This is a genomic window from Cupriavidus sp. CuC1 (assembly GCF_044627735.1).
GTDB lineage: Bacteria > Pseudomonadota > Gammaproteobacteria > Burkholderiales > Burkholderiaceae > Cupriavidus > Cupriavidus ulmosensis.
In genome coordinates, this window is sequence record NZ_JBIUHC010000048.1 from 26,879 (window position 1) to 41,789 (window position 14,911).

A 14,911-nucleotide genomic window follows, 5' to 3' on the forward strand; every position below is an offset into this window, starting at 1 on the left:
ATGTCACGCTAAGCCACCGTAAATTATGTATACATAAATTTACGGTGGATGAAGCAACTTACATGCCCGCGAACGGACCGCACTGCGCCGGCGACATTCAGCGCCGTCCCAGCCAAGCAGGGGATGGCAGCGGCGGGAAACTTCTCTGGCTAATGAGGGGGACTCAAGGTGAAAGCCTACGGCGCAGGGCTGCACCGTATCGGGTATCAACCGAAACGCCTGCGTCGCTGCGGTGCATCAGTAGTCGGTGGACGCCCCAGGCTGGTGCGGGCCTGCTCCAATCGCTCGGTGCTGAGCCGACTGACTTCGACGCGCCCTTCTTCGATATGGCCGGTCAAAAGTTCGACCGCTTGCGCGGTATCGAAAGCAGCCAGCGCAACCAGGATGCGTGCGTGTTCCTCATAAGTCAGATCGACGCGGTCGCCGTAGGCAAAGTCGAGTCGGCGGATGATTCGGATGCGGTCAGTCACTTGTTGATGAACCGCGGCTGCCTCCGGGTTACCTGCTGCGCATACGATTGCCCGATGAAAGGCCTCATCCAGGTCGGCGACCTGGTTACCGTCGCTCAGGCGTTGCGCGGGGGGAACTCGCCAAATCGCGTCCAGCACCGCCAGGCACGTACGGTCAACGCGCGGCGAAGCAGGCTGCTCACACAGGCGGGCGGCGGCATGCGTTTCCAGTAGGGTGCGCAGCTCATAGAGTGCCTCGAAGCGAGCCAAGTCGATTGGCACCACTTCCCATCCATTGCGATAATAGCCGCGTACCAGCCCCTCGGTCTGGAGCCGAAGCAGCGCCTCGCGCACGGGCGTGCGGGAAATGCCGAAACGCTCCGCAACATCGTTTTCCGTAAAGCGGTCACCAGGTAATAAGCGAAACGCAAAGATGTCGTCCCGCAGGCTGTGATACGCAAGTTGAGAGCGCGACACTTCGCCGATCATTGCGGACCCGACCCCACTGGCGACGCTTCCAAGTCCATGCGTTGGTTCTTGGCGCTCCCAAGCGGCGCGCGTAACGCATTGAAAGCGTGGATCGGCGGTTGGAACGAAAACTTGCTTGGCAGGTAAGTCAAGTGTTGCATCGGATTGATAGCGAAATAGGCAACGCACCCCAGGGGGCCGGCGAAGTGCGCGGCGATACCGCGGCGCAACGGCACAGAATAGCATTCTTGTGAGGACCTCCGGAATGCCCTAAAACGGGTCGGATTGACCGGCCCACCCTGCCTGGCCGGTCGTGGACCGATCTGAGCGTCCTTCGCGATAGCGAGCCACCCACCCCGGGGTGCCGCCCCAATGCAACCTCATCGGCAATGGCGGGTATCAAACGCGTATGCAAATGGCTGCACTTCACGCCCGTCGGGAGCCGCAGTGATCTGGCGCCCCCGAGCCGGGAGCACAAATCATGCGACGAAAATGACAATCTCGTAATTCACCCGTCACTCATTGGTCAGTATCGCCGCTGCATAGTGATGCCAATCATTGTTCGGACGACGCTTACCATCACCATATCGGGATGACGCATATGACTGCCCCCTGCCTTCCCACCCTGCGGGGCTACCGTTTGCGGTCTGGTCTGGTAGCGCTTATCGCTGTTTCCGGCATCTGTCACGCGCAAACTGCAGCCACTGCGCGGGATCCCGCTCTCAGCGCGCTAGCGCCTTCCCTTGGCAGCTGTGTCTCGTGCCATGGTGTATCGGGGGCCGGCACGGCAACTGGCGCGCCAAGGCTCGCGGGAAAGAATCCGGACTATCTTGCTCATGCACTGTCCATGTTCAAGGCAGGAACACGTGCGAGTGTTGTCATGCAAAGCGTTGCACATGACCTTTCCGATAGCGAAATAAGCAGCCTTGCGGTGTTCTTTTCAACCCAACATCCTCCGCGCGTCCAGGGCGAACACCCGCCCCCGCCCGCCCTGGTGATGGCCGGCAAGGAACTGGCTGAACTGGGCGCCGCTCCGGACGTTCCGGCTTGCTTCAGTTGCCATGCGGCCGATGGAAAAGGCAATGGCGCGCGCTATCCGAGCATTGCCGGCGAACCGGTGGCATTTGTCATCAACCGGCTTCACGAGTTCCAGGCCCGCGCGAAGGCGGGAACACCATCACCCGGAACAATGACGGCCGTGGCGGCAACGCTGAACGAGCGGCAGATTGAAGAGGCTGCGGCTTACCTCTCGGTGATCGATCCGTAATAGCCAGCATCACGCCAAGCCGCGCAATGCCCCCCGCGGCACCCCCTGCTTCAGGCGACTATATCTCAGCAGGTCCGGGTGACCCTTTCCCCCGACGTTGGCACCGACGCGATCCCACCTCGCTAGCAGCCGGTATGGCGGCACCCCAAGTTCGGTTGCCTGCATGTTCGTCATCCCAACGCGCAAATCTGTTACGCAACAGATTCGTCGCCGTTGTATATAGCCGGGCTGAAACCGGAATGTCACCATGGGCGCTCTTTAAGGGAAATGCCATGAATACCGCAGTTCGACACGACTTTCGTAGCGATACCGTCACCCGGCCAGGGCCGGCCATGCGCGCCACAATGGCTGCCGCGGAGGTGGGCGACGACGTCTTCGGCGACGACCCGACTGTAAAGAGACTGGAAGCCCGGATGGCTGACATGCTCGGGAAGGAGGCTGCACTGTTCGTGCCGTCGGGCACCCAGTCGAACCTCATCGCGCTCATGGCGCACTGCGAGCGCGGTGACGAGTACATCGTCGGCCAAGCGGCGCACTGCTACCGTTGGGAGGCGGGAGGTGCGGCGGTGCTGGGCAGCATCCAGCCCCAACCGCTGACCAACCAGGCCGACGGAACGCTACTGCTGGCGGATATCGAGAAGGCGATCAAGCCAGACGATCCGCACTTTGCACGCACGCGTCTGCTCGCACTCGAGAACACGATCGGCGGGAAGGTCCTTGCGCAGTCCTACGTCGACGCGGCGACGGCGGTGGCACGCCGGCAAGGGCTTGCCTGCCATCTGGACGGCGCCCGCGTGTTCAATGCGGCCGTGGCACTGGGTGTCTGCGCCGACACGCTGGCGCGACCGTTCGACACCGTCTCAGTGTGCTTGTCCAAGGGCCTCGGGGCGCCGGTCGGCTCGTTGTTAGTCGGTTCCGCGCCCATCATTGCCAAAGGACGACGCCTGCGCAAGATGCTCGGTGGAGGACTACGGCAGTCGGGGATTCTCGCTGCGGCCGGGCTATACGCGCTGGAACACAATGTGCAGCGACTCGCGGAGGACCATGCCAACGCACACACCCTCGCGCAAGGCCTCTCGGCGCTGCCGGGCCTGACCGTTTCCATGCCGGACACGAACATCGTTTTCGTGAATGTCGCCAAGGAGTTCGCGTCGGCCTTCGCGGAGCACCTCGCCAGACAGGGCATCGGCGTCACGTCCGCGTACGGCGCAACCCAGCAGCGCTGGGTCACGCACCTCGACGTCGGCAAGGAAGCGGTGGGAACCGCGCTCGCTGCCGCCAGCGACTTTTTCGCAGCCAAAACGGCCGGCACCATGGCCCGGTGAGGGCAGGCCATCTCGCGCGAGCCGACCATTTCCATCGCTGCTGCGATCACTGAAGAGAGACGCTTCAAGCAACCACGCTAAACCAAGGCAATCGAACAATGAAGGCTGAGAATTTTACGTTGCGGCACTACTTTGACCGGATAGGTTTCGAAGTACCTGCAGCGGTGGACATTGCAACAATCACCGGGATGATGAGGCGCCAGCTATTCACTGTTCCGTTCGAAAATCTGGATGTACAGGCAAGGAAAGGCGTTTCCTTGGTTCCCGAAGAAATCGTTGAGAAGATCCTCCATCGCAAGAGAGGCGGGTACTGCTACGAGGTGAACGGAATCTTCGCCATGGCCCTACAAGCGCTTGGCGTTCCATATCAGTTCGTTGCGGCCAGACCGATGTTTTACCCGGTCAGGAGACCCAAGACCCATATGGCACTCGTGCTAACCGTGAACGACGCGCAATGGTTGTGTGATCTGGGCTTCGGCAGTTATGGGATCAGGGCTCCGATACGTCTGGATGTACTCGACGCTGAGGTCAAACAGGATTTCGACACCTTCATGCTGACCAGATCAAGTGAACAAGCGTATCTGCTGAAGGCGCTGGTTGACGGACGATGGGAAAATCAATATGCGTTCGACCTGTCTGCACAGGAGTGGATCGATTTTGTGCCCGCAAATTACCTGAATTCGACGCACCCGGACGCGATCTTTGTACAGAAGCTGCTGGTGATCCAACACAATGAGGCTGGCCGCAAGCTGCTGTTCGGCAATACACTGAAGATCATTACGAATGGTCACACCGAGCAAACACTCATCGGTTCCGAAGACGTTCAGCGTCTGTTGTCCTTCGAGTTTGGTCTCACCGTGCCGGAATGCTGACCGCAAGGCGCTTCGGCGGCTTCATTCCCTGACAATCATGTCTCAAACCGATCTCCCCCTCCACTTTTGCAACGCCCTTCCACTGGCGCTGGACAATGCCCAACCTCTTTGGGAGGTGGCACACCCACGAAGCAATACCACCCCGGCGCGCTGAACATCCTGGCTCCCTTCTCTTGCAGCATGGCTTGGCGGACAGTACCTTCGGCCGGTGGCGCGAGCCCTCGCTCCAAGATCGGCAAGCGCCCGCCCCCGCATATGGGCACCGGGCCAGCCTCAATGCGCCTCGTCGCCCCACCGACACTCGGCGTTGTATAGCCGAGTTGCACCTTGTGTTCCGTATCGAGCGCAAGATCCGCAGCGGCTAGCAAATCCTACGCCTATCCCGATCGCCCTATCCCGATAGCCGCCCCAAAACTGAACTTCGCTCAATCGATAGCTTAATATTATTGAGCATTGTTCATCTGACTGTCACGTTCCTTGTCTAACCTTGCGTCTCAAGCGCTTACCCCGCTCCTGGGCAACAGCGCACAAACGCCATCGGCACACAAGGATTTGCAATGAAGACGATTCTCCCCCGCGCGGTTGCTGCGCTTTTCGCCACCGTAGTGATGGCCGCAAGCATCCAGGTCCATGCTCAATCGGCTGCCGATGGGTCCAAGGCACACCCACTGCGCGTGCTGTTGATCCCCGCCGATGGCGGCACCGAATCGGGAACCAAGGCTGACTATGCACCGGTCTTCAATGCCATTACCCGCAGCACGGGCCTGAATTTCGATCTGAAAGTCGGTCAATCGTATGGCGCAGTCGTGGAAGGGATGTGCAACCAGTTGGCGGAGATCGCGTTCTTCGGCCCGGTTTCTTATGTGCAGGCGCACCAGCGCGGCTGCGCGCAGCTGTTAGCCGTGGGGGTCGAGAATGGGCAGTCCATCTACTACGCGGGCATGTTTGCCAAGTCGAACGCACCGATTAACAGCCTGCGGGATCTCAAGGGAAAGCGCGCGGCATTCGGCGACGTGAACTCGGCATCCAGTTTCACATTCCAGATGGCATCCATGCTGAGCGATGGCATGAATCCGGCCCGCGACCTGGCCGAGTTGCGCCTGACTGGCAGCCACGCCAGCAGCTTGGCAGCGCTGGTGCAAGGGCAGGTTGATGCCGCAGCCCTGTCGTTCGATTCCTTCGACAAGGCGGTACGCCAAGGTGCGGTGGATCCGTCCACCGTCAAGGTGATTTTCAAGAGCGAACCGATTCCGTATCCGCCGCTGGCCATGAACACCAAGCTCCCCGAGGCGCTCAAGGCCGAATTGAAAAAGGCGTTCGCCAACGTGCACAAAGCGCCTGGCGTGACGCCAGAGATGATCCGAGGATACGGCGGTGCCAAGATCCAGCGCTACGACACTCAGTTCTCCGAAGCGCAGTTCGCCGGCCCCGCATCCAAGATGACCCTGCTTTCCGACGAGATCAAGGCCGAGATACTGAACAAGGCCTCGCAGCGTTGAACCGCGCTCAGACGGAGATGGGAATGCTTGGTTATGAATCAGTTGGCATGCGCTATGCCGACGGCACCGCGGCGCTCAAGTCCGTGTCGATGCTGGTGCAGCGGGGACAGTTTTGCGTGCTGCTGGGATCCTCGGGCGCGGGTAAGTCAACCTTGCTGCGCATGGCCAATGGCCTGGTCGTGCCAACGCAGGGCACGGTGCGTGTCGACGGCGTCCAACTGGACGCCAGGACGCTGCGCGCTGTGCGCCCGCGCATAGGCATGGTGCACCAGCAATTCAATTTGGTCGCGCGAGCTACGGTGGCGATGAATGTGCTTTGTGGCGCGCTGCCGGTCCTGCCGGCGTGGCGCGCCTTGCTGGCGCGCTTTCCTGCCGATGTGCGTGCCCGGGCCTGCGAACTCATCGAGCAGGTTGGGCTCGCACCGGAGCATCTGCATCGGCGGGTGAGCGATCTGTCGGGCGGACAGCAGCAACGGGTCGGTATTGCGCGAGCGTTCATGCTGAATCCGCCGCTATTGCTTGCCGATGAGCCTGTGGCTAGCCTGGACCCGCGCATCAGCCGGGAGATACTTTCCTTGCTGCGCACGCAAGCCCGTGAGCGCGGGACGACGGTGCTTTGCAGCCTGCACCAGGTCGACCTGGCACGCGAGTACGCCGACCGCATCGTGGCGTTGCGTGGCGGCGAGGTGATGTTTGACGGCCCCGCCACGGCGTTTGACGACACGATCGCGCATTCCTTGTACGAGGCGGGCATCGCGCCCGCCGGCCAGGACGCTCGTGCACCGGTTGCGGCCTCGCCCGCCGCGTCGGTGGCCAATTTGCAAATGCAGGAGGTGTGATGCAAAACCCCGCATCCGACACACGCTGGAACCTTGGCCATCCCTACGGCGCCAAAACCGTGCTTGCCTTGCTTGTGACGCTGATTCTCTGCCTATACGTGGGGCAACGCGTGGAAATGGGCAAGATGGTGGCGCTAACCGCAGATGGCTTGCTGGCTTCGGTGGGCATAAAGCCGCAGTCGCAGGTGACCACGGGTCTCGGGCATCTGGCGCACAGCCTGTTTCCCATCCAGATATCCGAGCGGGTTGAGGTAGCTCGCATCGAAAATTTCGATCCGACGCAATTGCCCTGGCTGGCTCACCTGGAAACCGTTGGGGTTAGTGAATCAAAGCTGAATCCCGATACCTTGCGCATGGAAACGATCGTAGCGCCGCGTGAGTATCTGGTCGAGCCCGTGGGTTACTTGTGGCAGGTGGCGGTGAAGATGATCGAGACCTTCGAGATCGCGATCTGGGCCACCTTGCTTGCGATAGGCGCGAGCCTGCCGCTGGCTTACTTTAGCGCCCGAAACTATACGCCAAATCGTGCGTTCTACGTGACCGCACGCAGCCTCGTCAGCTTGTTTCGCTCCATGCCGGAGTTGATCAGTGCGCTATTCCTGGTACTGGCCTACGGCTTTGGGCCCATCGCGGGTGTGCTCGCGTTGGCGATCCATTCAATGGGCTTTCTGGGTAAGTTCTACGCGGAGGACATTGAGACTGCCGATCCCAAACCACAGGAGGCGTTGCGCGCGATCGGGGCCGGCAAGCTAAAAGTGCTGGCGTATGGAGTGGGTCCTCAGGTCATGCCCCAATTCATCGCGTACACCCTATACATCCTGGATCGCAACGTGCGCATGGCCACAGTTGTCGGCCTGGTGGGCGCGGGGGGCATCGGCCAGGAATTGAAAGGGCGCTACGACATGTACCAGTACGCCCATGTGGGCACGATCCTCGTGGCAATTTTCATAACCGTGTTCTTGCTGGATCAACTTGCCGCGCGGATGCGCCGCAAGCTGGCCTGACACTAACTATTGCCGGGATTGTGCGATGGGAGGGGCGCTCAATTCTATCGTGGGCTCTATGCGCTCGAGCACGACGCGCCTTCCCCTGTTGCTTTCTCTTCCCTGAGCCGGTGCGCCATGCCACATCCAAGCCTGCCGGCTTTGCTTCCCCATGGTTACATTCAAGGAAAACTCCATGAAAACAAGTTCGTCCCGTAACGGCCTGGCTGTCGCGGCCGTACTCCTGTGCCTGATTCTGACCGCCTGCGGCGGCGGCGGCGACTCCTCCGCACCACCGACCAACCAGCCCCCCGCCAGCCCTGGCCCGCAAGCGGCACCAACGCTCCATTGCGCGCCCTGACAAGAGACGTCTTCCACCCACCATCCATCCATTGACACCAATCATGACTAACCGACGCGATTTCCTACGCAGATCCGCCAGCGCCGTTGGCGCGGTCTCGGCCCTGTCCATGCTTCCTGCCTCAATCCGGAAGGCACTCGCCGTCAACGCCGCGGTTGACACCGGCACCATCCAGGATGTCAAGCATATCGTGATTCTGATGCTGGAGAATCGCGGCTTCGACCACTACTTCGGCGCCCTGCGTGGCGTACGTGGCTATGGCGACCGCTTCCCGATACCGCTCCAGAGCGGTAAGGACGTTTGGTTCCAGTCGGACGGTACGAAAGAGATTCCGCCCTACCACATGGACAGGACCACGACCAAGGCGCTGCAATCACCGAGCACGCCGCACAGCTTCAAGGACTCGCAGGCCGCCTGGGACCAGGGCAAGATGGGGTTCTGGCCGCGCTTCAAGACCCAGTACACGATGGGTTACCTTCGCCGTGAAGACATCCCCTTCCAGTACGCGCTGGCCGACGCCTTTACAATTTGCGATGGCTACCACTGCTCCGTCACCAGCGGCACCGACCCCAACCGCGTGGTCTTCTTCTCAGGCTCCAGCTTCGACCCTGTGCTAGCCAAGCAGGGCATCAACAGCAACGACCGGACCTCGGAGCCCGACAACGACCGCTGCTGGATCACCGGCACTATGCCGAACCCGGGCTACACCTATGCGGACAACGCACTCACTTGGCTAACGTTGCCGGACGTGCTCCAGAACGCTGGCGTGAGCTGGAAGATCTACCAGAATACCAACGACAACTGGACCGGCGCCATGCACGGCGGCCTGGCATTCCAGAGCTTCCGCAATGCGCAGCCCGGCTCGGCATTGTATGTGAAGGGCATGACGGACTATTCGATAGCCGACTTGCGCAACGACGTGGTCAATGACACGCTGCCCGCGGTCTCGTGGATACTGTGCTCGGCCGCGAACTCCGAGCACTCCGGCGCCAGCGACCCGGCGATCGGCGCTAACTATACGGCGCAGGTGCTTGAAGCCGTGACTGCCAACCCCGAGGTCTGGGCCAAAACCGTGTTCTTCCTCACCTATGACGAGAACGATGGCCTATTCGACCACCTGCCGGCGCCGGCACCACCCTCGTACAACGCTGATGGCACGCTTGCCGGCAAGGCAACGTTGCCGCTCGACGGCGAGTACTTCTCCGATCCGACACGCGCCAAACTCCTCGCCAGTGACACCATCAGCGGTACCGTGCGCCCGTTTGGCCTGGGCGCACGCGTACCAATGTATGTGATCTCACCATGGAGCAAGGGTGGCTGGGTCAACTCGCAGGTTTTCGACCACACCTCCGTGGGCATGTTTCTCGAGAAGCGTTTCGGCGTCACCGTCGACGCCATCAGCCCGTGGCACCGCGCAGTATGCGGCGACCTGACCTCCTGTTTTGACTTCGTGTCGCCCAACGATCCGAAGTGGCCGGCATTGCCCGACACGAGTAATTACGCCGCAGTCCTAGCCGCGCAGAGCTCGCTGCCCACTCCGAACGCACCGGCCACGCCACAGCCGCTGTTCCAGGAACAAGGCACCCGCTTTTCGCGCGCGCTACCCTACGAGTTGCACACCAGCGCACGCATCCAACCAAACGGCTTGGTGTCGCTGACGTTCAGTAACACCGGCACTCAGGGCGCGGTGTTCCACGTCTACGACAAGCTGCACCTCGACCGAATTCCCCGCCGCTACACCGTGGAAGCCGGCAAGATGCTGACCGACGATTGGAACACCAGCGCGACCGACAGCGGAAAGTATGAACTGTGGGTATATGGCACCAACGGATTCGTGCGCACCTTCAAGGGCGATGCACTCGCCAGTAGCGCGGCCGACTTCCAGCCCGAAGTCCAGGTCTGCTACGAGCCGGTCAATGGCCAGGTCTATGTGAAGGTGCACAACACCGGCCCCAAGGGCGGCACGGCGACGGTCCAGTCCAACGCCTACCGCACCGACGGCCCGTGGACTCTGGATGTGGCAGCAGGCGCGACTGGTGTGCTGAACTGGGACCTGGGCCAAAGCGGCCGCTGGTACGACTTTACCGTCACGGCCGCCAACTTCGAGCGCCGATTCTCGGGCCGCGTCGAAACCGGCAAGCCCAGCGTCAGCGATCCCGCCATGGCACTTCACCTATAGGTCTGATTGTGAGGACCCATATGGGTCAAGGAAGCTTCTTCCCGGGATGCAGCGTTCCGTATCGGCGGTGACCTGACACAACTGCTTTTTGTCTTGCATGGCATCCAATTGGCCGCCATGCAGGACTAAAGACGCGGCCAAACGTGAAGGGCGCAGTTTCTTCAATTCCAATGCATGTAGCAATGACAGATAACGGACTTTCGTCCTTGGGCAATCGTACGTCCCCCGTTTCGGGCTTCGCGCCCGCGGTGCGGTCACCTTGGCACGACCCGGCATGGCGTTACATTATCGATCTGGACGGCACGCTGATCCGCGACGGCGCGGCGATGCCGGGCGCGGCTGCGCTGCTTGAGGCGCTGCACGGGCGCTACGCAATCGTGTCGAACAACTCCACTGACACGGCGGTCGGCATGTCACGCAAGCTACGGAAAATGGGCCTTGTCGTTGCGCCCGCGCAGCTTGTGCTGGCGGGCGAGATGACTGTGAACTGCCTGTGGCAAACCTCCCCCAGCGCGCGTGTGTTTTTGCTTGGCAGCCCGGTATTGCGACGCTATGCCCAGCGGGTGGGCTGCCGGCTGGTGGAGCAAGACCCGGACGTCGTGCTGCTGGCGCTCGACCGCGCCTTCAACTACCGCAAATTGCTGCTAGCGGTGAACGTGCTGCGCACCGGCGCACGGTTGATCGTCACAAACCCCGATCTCAGCCATCCCGGCGGGAACGGCTGGCGCGTGCCGGAAACCGGCACGCTGCTGGCGGCGGTAATGGCCTGCGCCGACGTGCGTCCCGTGTGCATTATCGGCAAACCTTCAGATGTGCTGTTTCGGGAGGGCTTGCGACGGTTGCGGGCGACCCCGGCGCAGACACTCATGATCGGCGACAATCCGGCAACCGATGCTGCGGGCGCTGTGGCGATGGGTATGTCCTATCTTCTCCTCGGAACGGGGCCTGAGGCGGAAGCGGAAACGCCCGCGCAGTTGCTTGAGACATGGGGCACTGGGCGTACGCACCTGCAACCCGGTCTCAGTAGCGTTTGAGCGACAGTACGTCGAAGGTGTGGCGGATCGTCTTGACCGCGCGATCGTAGTCGCTCAGGGCGAGGCACGCGATCAATACATCGATGATCGCCAGCTGCGCCAGGCGGCTGGTCATCGCCTCGGTGCGAAACTGGGTTTCGCGTGCCATCGTGAGCAGCACCACGTCGGAGAAGGCCTGGATCGGCGATTTACCGAAATTGGTGATGCAAATGGTATGCGCGCCGGCTTCCTTCGCCAGTCGCGTCGCAGTCACGGTTTCATGCGTGCTGCCGGAATGGGAGATGGTCAGTACGGCGACATCGGGCCCGGTCAGCGCAGCGCTGATTACCTGCATATGCGAATCGATAACGGCCTTAACGTTGAGGCCGATTCGCAGCATGCGGTAGTGCGCGTCTTCGGCGATCGTTGCCGCACTGCCGATGCCGTAGATCTCGATGCGCTTGGCCTTCTTCAGGATGCGCACCGCACGCTCCAGCGCCCCTACATCGAGTGTTGACTGCGTGTCGTGCAGGGTCTGCACATTGCTCTGGAAAATCTTGCGCACGACAGCGGCAGCGTTGTCGTTCGGTTCCAGGTCTTCGTGAATCATTTGCACGGGCCGCACAGTCTCCTGCGCCAACACTATCTTCAACTGCTGAAAGCCCGTGGCACCGAGCGTCTTGCACAGGCCGACCACGCTACCCTCGCTGGCGCCCGTGCGCTCAGCCACTTCGCTGACCGACATATGCATCACTTCCGCCGGATGTTGTGCGATAAAGTCGGCAATGCGCTGGCCGGTAGCGCCCAGCGTGTCGCGGATGCTTTCGATCCGCGCCACAATGGCCGTCAGCGCCGGTTGCAGCGGTTTCACGGGGGCCTTCTTCGAAGGTGTCTTTTTCGTTGGCATGGAGTGGATGTCGCTCGCGCGTCCGCCATTGCGGACAGATCGCCGCCATTGTAGAGGACCTTGGCGTCGAAAGCGTTGACTATCATCCACATACGCCCTACCCGCGTGCGACGGGCATAGCCTGCAAGCCTCATTGCCTGTCTTCCGGCTTGTACAACAGACGGACGCGCGGCGTCCATTCCGTCATGGCATCAATGGGAACAACGGGACCGGGCAGACGCTGAAAGTCGAAACGGGACAATACCGGCGATGTCAGCCCGGGGGCGTCCACACTGAGTATCTGCTCTGGCTCGAAAAACTCGTCGAATGCCGCGCGGAAATGGCCGCGCGATTTCACCACCACAGTGCGCGCCGCCGCGATGTCGATGCCGAACATCTCGAAAAACATGGGCTCGTGGCATTGATGACGGTTGCTGATCACCACCACCTGCACGCCGCCAACCTGCAGCAAGGCCGAGGGGCCCAGGTTAAAGCTGCAGCCAGCCAACTGCCCCCGCCGTCCGACGCCTTTTCCGGAATGCAAGCGCAGCACTGTAGCGGGCGCGCTGAACGGCACCGAGTATGTGGCGGTTTCCGCGCGATTGAAGCGAGCGGTGAACGAAGCACCGACGCCAAGCGCATGCGCCTCTGCGCTCAGTGACGGATCCGTGACAACGCCCAGGATCGCGTTATTGACGTCCCCTTCCAACAGCGCCTGCAGCAGGAATGGCGTGTTGCCGCGCCCTCCCCCACCCGGGTTGTCGGCCACATCGGCCAAGAGTACCGCGTGCAGTGACGGCGAGCGGCCCGCCGTCCGGGCCAAAGCCACAGCTTGTTCGAGCGGCACCAACTCGGGCGTGAAGGCAGCCCGTCCTTCCCATGCGGGCGTGACCAGGTCCAGGGCAGTTCGACGCGCGAACTCGGCATCGTTACGGGTCGAAACGATCACCGTCATGCCATTCTTTGGCGTGTCTCCAAAGACGAATCCGCCCAGGGCCGAAATATTGATGATTCTTGGATCATCCAATGCTTCTGCCGCGTGGATCATGTCCGCGTACGGCCCAGTACCGGGCGCGGTCAACAGCTGCGTCGGTGGTGCGCAAACGGGCATGCGCACGTGGGCCACGGTCACGCGCATGCCTCGCAGCAGTTCCATCAGCACTTCGGCCGCTTCCGTCCCCCGTTCTGCCATGTCGGTATGGGGATTACGGCGATAGGAAATGAGCGTGTCAACCTGGTCGACCATCCGGTCGGACACATTCGCATGCAGATCGACGGTGGCTACGATGGGCACCAAGGGGCCAACGATGGACCGCGCCATTTCGAAGACGAGGCCGTCCGGGTCATCCTCCTCCGTGGTAATGGCGGCGCCATGTTCGCAGATGTAGACAGCGTCCAACGGCAAAGCGGCACGTAGTCCCCGCTCGAAGATAGCTAGCGTCTCGGCGAAGAAAGCGTGATCGACGGGGCCACCCGATTCTGCGTTGGCGAACAGGATCGGCACGGGGGTCCATGCACCGTTGGCATCCATGCGCCGGACGAAGGCTGGGATCTCTGGCGTCATGGCAGGTGCGGGACTGCGGGCATCGGCCAGCAATGCGTCTGCGGCCAGGTAAGCGCGGTCCACGAAGTCGTCCCGCGTGGAAACCGGGGCAAAGCGGTTCGATTCGATAGCGAAGCCTAGGATTGCAATGCGGGGGCTAGACATGGTCGGCGGGATGTTCAGTTCATTTTTGGGATATGCGCGGATTCGATGACGCCGGTCCATTTCTTCTGCTCGCTGGCAACGAATCGCGCGAACTCTTCGCGGGTGCCGGTGCCTGCCGATGCGTTGGCGTCGGTCAACTCCTTGCGCAAGGCATCGGTCTTCAGCACTTTCTCCAGCGCGGCGCTAACCCGGTCGACGATCGGCTGTGGCGTGCCCTTGGGAAATACCAGACCGCCCCACGAGACGTTCTCGTAGCCTTTCAGTCCGGACTCGTCCAGGGTCGGCAGATTGGGATAGAGTGGAATACGCTCGCGGCTGGTGATCGCCAGCGCGCGCAGCTTGCCGCTTTTGACGAGCGGCCATGCGACCGAGGCATTGGTAAACGTGTAGTCAAGCCGGCCGCCGGCGAGGTCGGTGAGGGACGGCGGGTCGCCGTTGTATGGGATGAACAACACGTCGATGCCGGCCATCTTCTTGAATAGCTCTCCGCCCATGTGGCCACTGCTGCCGGTACCCGCCGCGGCGTATGACAGCTTGCCGGGCTCTTTCTTGGCCAGCGCAATCAGTTCGGCGACGTTCTTGATCGGGGAGTCGCCACGAACCACGAGCAGGTTGTAGATCGAGAACATGCGGCCCACGGGCACAAAGTCCCGTTGCACATCATAGGGAAGCTTTCTGAACAGGCCGGGGTTGACGGCCAGGGTGTTGATGTTGCCATAGCCAATCGTGTACCCGTCCGGCGCGGCGCGCTTGAGCATCGCCATGCCGATGTTGCCTGCGGCGCCCGGGCGATTGTCGACAACGAAGTTGGCGTTGGTCGCTCTCGCGAGGTGACTCAGCACAATGCGGCTTAGTACGTCGCCCGATCCACCGGCAGCAGAGGGAACGATCACGGTGACCGGCTTATGAGGCCACGGGTCCTCCGCCGCCTGGGCGGACGAGGTGAGACTGCCGGCCGCACCAAAGGCGAAAGCAGCGAAAGCAGCGAAAGCAGCGAAGGCGGTCGTGAATCGCATGATGCGATCTACGGGAGAAAAGTGGGTGAGGCGCTTGAATTTCATG

General features: G+C 61.6%; 13 protein-coding genes and 1 pseudogene. 10 read left to right on the forward strand and 4 right to left on the reverse strand.

The features are described 5' to 3' along the window. Positions 1–206: 206 nt before the first annotated feature. Positions 207–938, reverse strand: coding sequence for a GntR family transcriptional regulator (locus tag ACGLHR_RS21110; protein WP_400096204.1), 732 nt, complete (start codon positions 936–938; stop codon positions 207–209). Positions 939–1,518: 580 nt separating this feature from the next. On the opposite strand from ACGLHR_RS21110, the pseudogene ACGLHR_RS21115 reads away from it, so the two are divergent. From ACGLHR_RS21115 to ACGLHR_RS21160, 10 genes and pseudogenes are all read left to right on the forward strand, one after another. Beyond that, positions 1,519–1,779: pseudogene (locus tag ACGLHR_RS21115) on the forward strand (c-type cytochrome); the annotation flags it as partial. 18 nt (positions 1,780–1,797) lie between these two features. Then, positions 1,798–2,184 (forward strand): c-type cytochrome, encoded by a 387-nt coding sequence (locus ACGLHR_RS21120; protein ID WP_400096231.1) that lies wholly within the window; start codon positions 1,798–1,800, stop codon positions 2,182–2,184. A gap of 272 nt (positions 2,185–2,456) precedes the next feature. Continuing rightward, positions 2,457–3,509, forward strand: a complete 1,053-nt coding sequence (gene ltaE / locus ACGLHR_RS21125; protein WP_400096205.1) for a low-specificity L-threonine aldolase — start codon at positions 2,457–2,459, stop codon at positions 3,507–3,509. A gap of 98 nt (positions 3,510–3,607) precedes the next feature. Further along, positions 3,608–4,381 (forward strand): arylamine N-acetyltransferase, encoded by a 774-nt coding sequence (locus ACGLHR_RS21130; protein ID WP_400096206.1) that lies wholly within the window; start codon positions 3,608–3,610, stop codon positions 4,379–4,381. Between the two features lie 557 nt (positions 4,382–4,938). Further along, positions 4,939–5,880, forward strand: a complete 942-nt coding sequence (locus tag ACGLHR_RS21135) for a phosphate/phosphite/phosphonate ABC transporter substrate-binding protein (protein ID WP_400096207.1) — start codon at positions 4,939–4,941, stop codon at positions 5,878–5,880. Positions 5,881–5,903: 23 nt separating this feature from the next. After that, the gene (locus ACGLHR_RS21140) at positions 5,904–6,719 is read left to right on the forward strand and encodes a phosphonate ABC transporter ATP-binding protein (RefSeq protein WP_318236483.1); all 816 of its coding nucleotides are present in this window, start codon (positions 5,904–5,906) and stop codon (positions 6,717–6,719) included. After that, the gene (phnE, locus tag ACGLHR_RS21145) at positions 6,719–7,723 is read left to right on the forward strand and encodes a phosphonate ABC transporter, permease protein PhnE (RefSeq protein WP_400096208.1); all 1,005 of its coding nucleotides are present in this window, start codon (positions 6,719–6,721) and stop codon (positions 7,721–7,723) included. The genes ACGLHR_RS21140 and phnE overlap by 1 nt, the downstream gene beginning before the upstream one ends. A gap of 175 nt (positions 7,724–7,898) precedes the next feature. Beyond that, positions 7,899–8,063, forward strand: coding sequence for a hypothetical protein (locus tag ACGLHR_RS21150; RefSeq protein ID WP_400096209.1), 165 nt, complete (start codon positions 7,899–7,901; stop codon positions 8,061–8,063). Positions 8,064–8,106: 43 nt separating this feature from the next. Next, a complete protein-coding gene (locus tag ACGLHR_RS21155) occupies positions 8,107–10,242 on the forward strand; it encodes a phosphocholine-specific phospholipase C (protein WP_400096210.1) in 2,136 nt (711 codons plus the stop codon). 206 nt (positions 10,243–10,448) lie between these two features. Then, positions 10,449–11,276, forward strand: a complete 828-nt coding sequence (locus tag ACGLHR_RS21160; protein ID WP_400096211.1) for an HAD-IIA family hydrolase — start codon at positions 10,449–10,451, stop codon at positions 11,274–11,276. On the opposite strand, the gene ACGLHR_RS21165 is transcribed toward ACGLHR_RS21160, so the two are convergent. The 3 genes from ACGLHR_RS21165 to ACGLHR_RS21175 all read right to left on the reverse strand — a co-directional run bounded on the left by ACGLHR_RS21165 (position 11,263) and on the right by ACGLHR_RS21175 (position 14,910). Next, entirely contained in the window at positions 11,263–12,096 is an 834-nt protein-coding gene (locus ACGLHR_RS21165) for a MurR/RpiR family transcriptional regulator (RefSeq protein ID WP_400096232.1), read from the reverse strand. The two genes, ACGLHR_RS21160 and ACGLHR_RS21165, sit on opposite strands and share 14 nt — an antisense overlap. 196 nt (positions 12,097–12,292) lie before the next feature. Further along, positions 12,293–13,909 carry a M81 family metallopeptidase gene (locus tag ACGLHR_RS21170; RefSeq protein WP_400096212.1) on the reverse strand — a complete coding sequence of 539 codons (1,617 nt, stop codon included), beginning with the start codon at positions 13,907–13,909 and terminating at the stop codon, positions 12,293–12,295. Beyond that, positions 13,864–14,910 carry a Bug family tripartite tricarboxylate transporter substrate binding protein gene (locus ACGLHR_RS21175; RefSeq protein WP_400096213.1) on the reverse strand — a complete coding sequence of 349 codons (1,047 nt, stop codon included), beginning with the start codon at positions 14,908–14,910 and terminating at the stop codon, positions 13,864–13,866. The genes ACGLHR_RS21170 and ACGLHR_RS21175 overlap by 46 nt, the downstream gene beginning before the upstream one ends. Position 14,911 lies beyond the last annotated feature (1 nt).